The sequence below is a fragment of the Streptomyces phaeochromogenes genome (genome assembly GCF_001418655.1).
In the GTDB taxonomy this organism is placed as follows: Bacteria; Actinomycetota; Actinomycetes; order Streptomycetales; family Streptomycetaceae; genus Streptomyces; species Streptomyces phaeochromogenes.
Map to the genome: position 1 here is coordinate 1 of NZ_LIQZ01000205.1, position 6,414 is coordinate 6,414.

5 protein-coding genes are annotated in these 6,414 nt (G+C 71.9%); all 5 read left to right on the forward strand.

Translation table 11 applies throughout. The features are described from left to right. Window positions 1-103 precede the first annotated feature (103 nt). The 5 genes from AOK17_RS26715 (at window position 104) to AOK17_RS26735 (ending at window position 6,391) form a co-directional block, all read left to right on the forward strand. Window positions 104-655 carry a hypothetical protein gene (locus tag AOK17_RS26715; RefSeq protein WP_055615104.1) on the forward strand — a complete coding sequence of 184 codons (552 nt, stop codon included), beginning with the start codon at window positions 104-106 and terminating at the stop codon, window positions 653-655. Between the two features lie 45 nt (window positions 656-700). Then, a complete protein-coding gene (locus AOK17_RS26720) occupies window positions 701-3,949 on the forward strand; it encodes a S41 family peptidase (protein ID WP_055615105.1) in 3,249 nt (1,082 codons plus the stop codon). A 137-nt stretch (window positions 3,950-4,086) separates the two neighbouring features. After that, window positions 4,087-4,440 (forward strand): histidine triad nucleotide-binding protein, encoded by a 354-nt coding sequence (locus tag AOK17_RS26725; RefSeq protein ID WP_055615106.1) that lies wholly within the window; start codon window positions 4,087-4,089, stop codon window positions 4,438-4,440. A gap of 32 nt (window positions 4,441-4,472) precedes the next feature. Next, on the forward strand, window positions 4,473-5,378 hold the full coding sequence (locus tag AOK17_RS26730) for a ribonuclease Z (RefSeq protein ID WP_055615107.1): 906 nt from the start codon (window positions 4,473-4,475) through the stop codon (window positions 5,376-5,378). A 20-nt stretch (window positions 5,379-5,398) separates the two neighbouring features. After that, entirely contained in the window at window positions 5,399-6,391 is a 993-nt protein-coding gene (locus AOK17_RS26735) for an adenosine deaminase (RefSeq protein ID WP_055615108.1), read from the forward strand. Window positions 6,392-6,414 lie beyond the last annotated feature (23 nt).

Genomic DNA, 6,414 nt, shown 5'->3' on the forward strand with positions numbered 1-6,414 from the left:
GGGGCGGCGGGGGCGAAAATCCTGGCTGCATGCGGTCTATCGAGGTTTGCTCGGGGGTGGCACGCTGCCGTCTATGGGGGTATTGAGGCGTTTACGGGGTCGGATGGGCGGGCGTCGCGGACCGGTCGCGGCCGGCGTCGCCATCGTGGCCGTGTTCGGCGCGGTCGCGTGTGAACCCGGCAACGGAATCAGCGCCGCCGCGGTGGCGATCACGACCGACCAGACGGGAACCCGCGAGCTGGAGAAGCAGGGCGTCGACGTCCAGTGGCTCAGCTGCACCGCCTCGTACGGGGACGACGGGGACAACGGGCAGACCGCCGGGAGTTCGGCCGGCGTGCGCAGCGTCGCGACCGTCGACTGTGTCGGGGAGGAGCAGGACGGGCGCGAGATCACCATCAAGGGCAAGGTGACGCAGGAGATCAACGGGACCTGCGTCCGGGGTGACCTGACAGCCAGGGTGGGCGGCAAGGAGTGGTTCCGGGTGGACGTGCTCGGGAACTGCCGGGCGGGCACCCCGAGCACGGTCAACCCGTGGACACCGCCCGTCGACCACAGGACGACCCCGCCGCCCGGGCAGCCCGGGGCGACCGTCACCGTCACCAGGACCGTCACCGAGTACCCGCACCCCACCTGCTCGTGCTTCCAGGGCAAGTGATCGAAAGCTCTGGTCGCGGACAGGACCGCTGCATAGGGTGATCGGGTGACACAGACTGCATCCGCCGCATCTGCCCCGTATCTCCGGTATCCGCATCTGCACGGCGAGTTGATCGCCTTCACCGCCGAGGACGACGTCTGGGTCGCCCCGCTCGACGGCGGCCGTGCCTGGCGGGTCAGCGCCGACAACGTCCCGGTGAACCATCCCCGCATCTCCCCGGACGGAACGACCGTCGCCTGGACCTCCACCCGCGACGGGGCACCCGAGGTGCATATCGCCCCCGTCGACGGCGGTTCCACCAAACGCCTTACGTACTGGGGGAGTTGGAAGACCCAGGTGCGCGGCTGGACCCCGGAGGGCGAGGTCCTCGCACTCAGCACCCAGGGGCAGGCGAGCCTGCGCCGCAGCTGGGCCCGGGCCATCCCGCTCGACGGGGGCCCGGCAACCACCCTCCCGTACGGGCCCGTCGGCGATGTGGCCCAGGGCGACGCCGGCACACTCCTGCTGTCCGCGCCCATGGGCCGTGAGGCCGCCTGGTGGAAGCGGTACCGGGGCGGCACGGCCGGCAAGCTGTGGATCGACCGGGCAGGCGACGGGGAGGCGGGGGAGGCCGGCGAGTTCGTACGGCTGCACGCCGACCTGGACGGGAATCTGGAGTACCCCTCCTGGGTGGGGGAGCGAGTCGTTTTTCTGTCCGATCACGAAGGCGTGGGGGCCGTTTACTCCTCCCTCGCCGATGGATCGGATCTGCGGCGGCATACGGGAGTTGACGGGTTCTACGCTCGGCATGCCTCCACCGACGGGGACCGCGTCGTGTACGCGTCCGCCGGTGAACTGTGGATCCTCGACGACCTCGACGGGGCCGAGCCGCGAAGGCTCGACATCCGGCTCGGAGGGCAGCGCGTCGATCTGCAGCCGCATCCCGTGAGCGCGGCCCGCTGGTTCGGTGCCGCCGCGCCCGACCACACCGGACGCGGCAGCGCGGTCGCCGTGCGCGGAGCCGTCCACTGGGTCACCCACCGCTCGGGCCCGGCCCGCGCGCTCGCCGCCGAACAGGGCGTACGGGCCCGGCTGCCGCGCACCTTCCGCGCGGACGGCGAGGAGCACGTGGTGTGGGTGACGGACGCCGAGGGCGATGACGCTCTTGAGTTCGCGCCCGCCACCGGGGTCGCGCCCGGGGCCACCCCGCGACGGCTCGCCGCCGGGCAGCTCGGGCGGGTGCTCGGGCTCGCGGTGGCGCCCGACGGCAGCCGTGCCGCGGTCGCCTCGCACGACGGACGCGTCCTGCTCGTCGAGCGGGAGACCGGCGAGGTACGGGAGGTCGACCGCAGCGAGGACGGCGAGGTCTCCGGGCTCGCCTTCTCGCCCGACTCGGCCTGGCTCGCCTGGTCGCACCCCGGCCCGCGGCCCCTGCGCCAGCTCAAGCTCGCCAACACCGCGGACCTGTCCGTGACCGAGGCGACGCCGCTGCGATTCCGGGACTACGCGCCCGCGTTCACGCTCGACGGGAAGCATCTGGCCTTCCTGTCCGCGCGGTCCTTCGACCCCGTCTACGACGAGCACGTCTTCGACCTGGCCTTCGTCGGGGGCTCGCGGCCGCATCTCATCACCCTCGCCGCGACCACCCCCTCGCCCTTCGGGCCGCAGCGGCACGGCCGGCCCTTCGAGGCGCCCGACAAGGACGAGACGCCCGACAGCGAGGGCTCCCCGGCGACGCGCATCGACCTCGAAGGGCTCGGCGACCGCATCGTGCCGTTCCCCGTCGAGGCCGCGCGCTACTCCGGGCTGAAGGCCGCCAAGGACGGGCTGCTGTGGCTGCGGCACCCCGTGCGGGGCGTGCTCGGCGCCTCCCGCGCCACCCCGGACGACCCGGACCCGAAGACCGACCTGGAGCGCTACGACCTCGTCCAGCAGCGCATGGAGCATCTCGCCTCGGACGCCGACGGCTTCATGGTCACCGGCGACGGCAAGCGGATCCTGCTCTGGACCGACAGCAAGCTCAAGGTCGTACCGAGCGACCGGCGCGCCTCGAACGACGACGAGAGCGACACCAACATCACCGTCGACCTCTCGCGCATCCGCCAGACCGTCGACCCGGCCGCCGAGTGGCGGCAGATGTACGACGAGACCGGCCGCCTCATGCGCGACAACTTCTGGCGGCCCGACCTGGGCGGCACCGACTGGGACGGCGTACTGGACCGGTACCGGCCCGTGCTCGAACGGGTCGCCACCCACGACGACCTGGTCGACCTGCTGTGGGAGGTGCAGGGCGAACTCGGCACCTCGCACGCGTACGTCATGCCGCGCGGCGGATACGGCGGCGGCGAGCGGCAGGGGCTGCTCGGGGCCGACATCTCCCGCCACGAGGACGGGCCGCAGGGCTCGCCGCAGTGGCGCATCGACCGCATCCTGCCGTCCGAGACCTCCGACCCGGACGCGCAGTCGCCGCTCGCCGCGCCCGGGGTCGCCGTGCGCGCCGGGGACGCGATCGTGGCCGTCTCCGGACGGCCCGTCGACCCGGTGACCGGCCCGGGACCGCTGCTCGTCGGCACGGCCGGGAAGGCCGTCGAGCTGACCGTCTCGCCCGCGGGCGGCGGCGATCCGCGGCACGCCGTCGTCGTACCGATCTCCGATGAGGAACCGCTGCGCTACCACGCGTGGGTCGCCGACCGGCGCGCCTACGTCCACGAGAAGTCCGGCGGCCGGCTCGGCTATCTGCACGTGCCCGACATGCAGGCGCCCGGCTGGGCCCAGATCCACCGCGACCTGCGGATCGAGGTCGCCCGCGAGGGCCTCGTCGTGGACGTCCGCGAGAACCGCGGCGGCCACACCTCCCAGCTGGTCGTCGAGAAGCTCGCCCGGCGCATCGTCGGCTGGGACCTCGCGCGCGGCATGCGGCCCACCAGCTATCCGGAGGACGCGCCGCGCGGGCCCGTCGTCGCCGTCGCCAACGAGTTCTCCGGCTCGGACGGCGACATCGTGAACGCCGCGATCAAGGCCCTCGGTATCGGGCCCGTCGTCGGTACGCGTACGTGGGGTGGTGTTGTCGGGATCGACAGCCGGTACCGCCTCGTCGACGGCACGCTCGTCACCCAGCCCAAGTACGCGTTCTGGCTTGAGGGTTACGAGTGGGGTGTGGAGAACCACGGCGTCGACCCGGACGTCGAGGTGGTCCAGGCGCCGCAGGACTACGCGGCCGGGCGTGATGTGCAGCTCGACGAGGCGATTCGTATCGCGCTGGCGGCGCTCACGGAGAACCCGGCGAGGACGGCTCCGCTGTTGCCGGGTTCGTAGGCCACTCGGGTTCGTCGGGTGCGGGTGCGGGTGCGCGGGGGCTGGTGGTGGAGTTGCCCGCGCGCCTTAGGGGGCACGTGTGTGTGGGGCCCTCGGTACCATGCCGGGGCAACGATCATCCAGCGTGAGGAGGCCGCATGGCAGGGGAAGCGCAGGACGACTGTCTGTTCTGCAAGATCGTCGGTGGGAAGATCCCGGCGACCGTCGTCCGTGAGACCGAAACGACCGTCGCCTTCCGGGACATCAACCCGCAGGCACCCACCCACGTCCTGGTGATCCCGAAGGTCCACCACCCGGACGCCGTCTCCCTCGCGGTCGCCGAGCCGGCGATCCTCGCCGATGTCGTGCGCGAGGCGGGAGAGGTCGCCGCCGACGAGAAGCTCGACAGCTACCGCATCGTCTTCAACACCGGCAGCGGGGCGGGGCAGACCGTCTTCCACGCGCACGCCCATGTGCTGGGCGGCCGTGGCATGCAGTGGCCGCCGGGCTAGCCGCGGCCCACGGGAAACTCGGGTAACTCGACGTGTCCGTACGCGAATTGGTGGTCCTCGGCACCGCCAGCCAGGTGCCCACCCGGCACCGCAACCACAACGGCTATCTGCTGCGCTGGGACGGCGAGGGCATCCTCTTCGACCCCGGCGAGGGCACGCAGCGGCAGATGCTGCGCGCCGGGGTCGCCGCGCACGACCTCCACCGGATCTGCGTCACGCACTTCCACGGCGACCACTCCCTCGGCCTCGCCGGAGTGATCCAGCGGATCAACCTCGACCGGGTGCCGCACGAGATCACCGCCCACTTCCCGCGCTCCGGGCAGCGGTTCTACGACCGGCTGCGGTACTCGACCGCCTACCGCGAGACGGTCCCGCTCACCGAGGCGCCGGTCGACTCCGACGGCGTCCTCGCGTCCACGAAGTCGTACGTGCTGGAGGCCCACAAGCTCTCCCACCCCGTCGAGTCGTACGGCTACCGGCTCGTCGAGCCCGACGGGCGGCGGATGCTGCCCGAGCGGCTCGCCTCGTACGGGATCGGCGGTGTGGACGTGGGGCGGATCCAGCGGGAGGGCGCGCTGGGGGACGTGTCGCTCGACGAGGTCAGCGAGGTGCGGCGCGGGCAGCGGTTCGCGTTCGTCATGGACACCCGGCTGTGCGACGGGGTGTACGCGCTCGCGGAGGGCTGCGACATGCTCGTCATCGAGTCGACGTTCCTGGACGGGGACATGCAACTCGCCGTCGACCACGGGCATCTGACGGCAGGTCAGGCCGGGGCGGTGGCCCGGGACGCGGGTGTACGGCACCTGGTGCTCACGCACTTCAGCCAGCGGTACTCCGAACCCGACGAGTTCGAGCGGCAGGCGCGGGCCGCCGGCTTCGAGGGGGAGCTGACGGTGGCGCACGATCTGCTCCGGGTGCCGGTACCGAAGCGCAGATGAAACGGCCGTACGATGCCCTGATGTCCATCCCGAAAGCCGAACTGCACCTCCACATCGAAGGCACCCTGGAGCCCGAGCTGGCCTTCGCGCTCGCCGCGCGCAACGGTGTTCCGCTGCCCTACGCGGACACCGACGATCTCCGCAAGGCGTATCAGTTCTCGGATCTGCAGTCGTTCCTGAACCTGTACTACGAGCTCATGGCCGTGCTGCGGACCGAGGACGACTTCGCCGACCTCGCCGACGCGTATCTCGCGCGGGCCGCCGCGCAGGGTGTGCGGCACGCGGAGATCTTCTTCGATCCGCAGGCGCACATCTCCCGGGGCGTCGGGATCGGGACCGTCGTGGAGGGGCTCGGACGGGCGCTCGACCGGAGCGAGGCCGTGCACGGGGTCTCCACCCAGCTGATCATGTGCTTCCTGCGGGACGAGTCCGCCGAGTCCGCGATGGAGACGCTGCAGGCCGCGAAGCCGTACCTCGGCCGGATCGTCGGCGTCGGGCTCGACTCCGCCGAGGTCGGGCATCCGCCCGTGAAGTTCCGTGAGGTGTACGAGGCCGCTGCCGCGCTCGGGCTGCGGCGGGTCGCCCACGCGGGGGAGGAGGGGCCGCCCTCCTACATCACCGAGGCGCTCGACGTGCTCGGGGTCGAGCGGATCGATCACGGGCTGCGGTGCATGGAGGATCCTGAGCTGGTGGCTCGGCTCGTGCGGGAGCGGGTGCCGTTGACGTTGTGTCCGCTGTCCAACGTCCGGCTCCGGGCCGTGGACGTCCTGGAGGACCATCCGCTGCCCGCGATGCTCGACGCGGGGCTGTTGTGCACGGTCAACTCCGATGATCCCGCGTACTTCGGTGGGTACGTCGGGGACAACTTCCTCGCCGTCCGCGAGGCGTTGGGGCTGTCCCCCGACCGCCTGCGCGACCTCGCCCGCAACTCGTTCGTGGCGTCCTTCCTCGACCACGACGAGGAGCGGAGGGCGCGGTACCTCGCGGAGGTGGAGGCGTACGAGTTCCCGTGACCGGGCTGGGGGGAGGGCAGGGT

Bases quoted from the DNA above. Each gene is read 5' to 3' on its own strand.
- AOK17_RS26715 (WP_055615104.1), top strand. From the start codon at position 104: ATGGGCGGGCGTCGCGGACCGGTCGCGGCCGGCGTCGCCATCGTGGCC.
- AOK17_RS26725 (WP_055615106.1), top strand. From the start codon at position 4,087: ATGGCAGGGGAAGCGCAGGACGACTGTCTGTTCTGCAAGATCGTCGGT.
- AOK17_RS26735 (WP_055615108.1), top strand. From the start codon at position 5,399: ATGTCCATCCCGAAAGCCGAACTGCACCTCCACATCGAAGGCACCCTG.